This is a genomic window from Microcoleus sp. A2-C3, assembly GCF_036706065.1.
Taxonomy (GTDB): Bacteria; Cyanobacteriota; Cyanobacteriia; order Cyanobacteriales; family Microcoleaceae; genus Microcoleus.
Map to the genome: position 1 here is coordinate 1 of NZ_JAUBVX010000119.1, position 1899 is coordinate 1899.

General features: G+C 40.8%; 1 protein-coding gene and 1 pseudogene. One reads left to right on the forward strand and one right to left on the reverse strand.

From position 1 onward, the window contains the following. Positions 1–401 precede the first annotated feature (401 nt). Positions 402–1292 (forward strand): LysR family transcriptional regulator, encoded by an 891-nt coding sequence (locus QUB66_RS29550; protein ID WP_332970794.1) that lies wholly within the window; start codon positions 402–404, stop codon positions 1290–1292. Between the two features lie 414 nt (positions 1293–1706). Here the strand turns inward: QUB66_RS29550 and QUB66_RS29555 are convergent. Next, positions 1707–1899 (reverse strand): annotated as a pseudogene (locus QUB66_RS29555) (IS630 family transposase); the annotation flags it as partial.

Sequence of the window (1899 nt, forward strand, 5' to 3'; positions counted from 1 at the left end):
ATCTCTTGTTTCATCTGTAGAAATAATTCTTAAGGAATTTGGAGAAAATTATGTAATTAATTTTGCTTGACTACTTAAGAGTAGAACGCAATACGGTTCACTTAAGACAGATCCCCTGGCACACCCCTTAAAAAGGAGGGGACAAAAATACCCTCAAAGTCCCCCTTCTTAAGGGGGATTTAGGGGGATCTCCGGTGTATAAATAGTGTTAAGTGAACCGTATTGGGATAGAACGTTTGTTGAGAAGAATTGAGGATATCTGCATCCAGGTGGTAAATCAAATGACTCATCCTACTCTGCCGATTTCATAATTATCAATTCAGGATAATAGAACAGATAAGTTAAAGCAAATGCTTTATAATCATGACACCTATAGCTTTTAGGCATACCCCATACAAGTCATGGAATTACGGCATCTTAAATATTTTGTGGCCATTGCAGAAGAACTCAGCTTTAGCCGTGCTGCAATCCGGCTATATATTTCCCAGCCAACGTTAAGCCGTCAAATCAAAAACCTGGAAAACGAACTGGGCGTTGTGCTATTTCTCAGACAATCTGATGGGTTGACACTCACAGAAGGGGGAGAATTTTTTCTCGAAAAATCAAAAGATATTTTGAATCGAAGTCATCTGGCTGTGCAAACCATCAAGGCTGATTACACCGATAAGCATGAGCCTTTGGTTATTGGCTACATTCCCACCATCCTTGAGAGTTTTCTTGGTAAAACCCTACAGCGCTTTGGACTTGTCCATCCTGAAGTTGCCGTGCGTTTCCAGGAGATGCCGCCTAGCGAACAAGTTAGAGCATTGCGAGATGGGGCGATCGATATTGCGTTTATGGGCAATCCACCTTCGGAGTTAGACTCGGAGTTTGTAGTCAAATGCGTTAAGAAAGTGCCGATCGCTGCTGTATTACCGGATACACATCCCTTGGCACATAAATCCTCAATTAACCTAGCTTCCCTGGTATCAGAAAAATTTATTGGGATGTCTGAAGAAAAGTTTCCGGGGCGGAACTCACGCATCCGCGCCACTTGCCATGAAGCCGGATTCACGCCAAATCTGCATTTGGAAGCCGATAGCCATGCCTCCATGATTGCTCTGGTTGCTGCTGGGCAAGGGGTAGCAGTTATGCCGAATGAGGCCGGAGCACTGCCCCATCCCCAAGTTGTGTTTGTGCCGTTGCACCATCCCATAGACTACGCGCGATCGACTGCCATGTGGAGGAAAGAAATACCTACTCAATCTTTAGATAAATATCTCGAAATTCTGTTCGAGTATATTCAAAATTAAAGGATAATGGTGCTGAATAATTAATAAGAATAATTGCGAAACTAACTATTCCAAATTAATTATCTCATGTCCGGTAAATTAATAACATAAACTGTTTAGAGTGCGGACTTTAGTCTGGCTTGGTTGCGAACTTTAGTCCGCACTACGAACTAATCTGGAGCATCTCAAATATGTAATAAGTATAAATACTATTCACGCCAAAGCGAGATTTAAATAAGCACAACGATGTTTTAGAACTTGAGCCAGATTGTCACGATTCCACCAGGCCCCGGATATTTTGATTCTTCGTCCAATCTGTTTAATTGTAGCCTCGACAGCAAAGCTAACCAATTGTGATCTTTTGAGACTGCATCGCCTGATAATCAGGAATCCTCCATCGATGTCGTTCTATATATAGCAATCCTAAATCATTTTCTATGTATAGGTGTACTGATGGATTTTGGGGGAATCAAATTTATGTTCCTTTGTGAAAAACTCAAACAAAAATTTAATTATCTTAAAAGACTTACATGAATACCAATACTTTCGTGAAAAATTTTTAGCTTGTAACCAAATATCTTCAACGGGATTTTGTTCGGGAGCATTGGGAGCAAATAAAATACAAGTG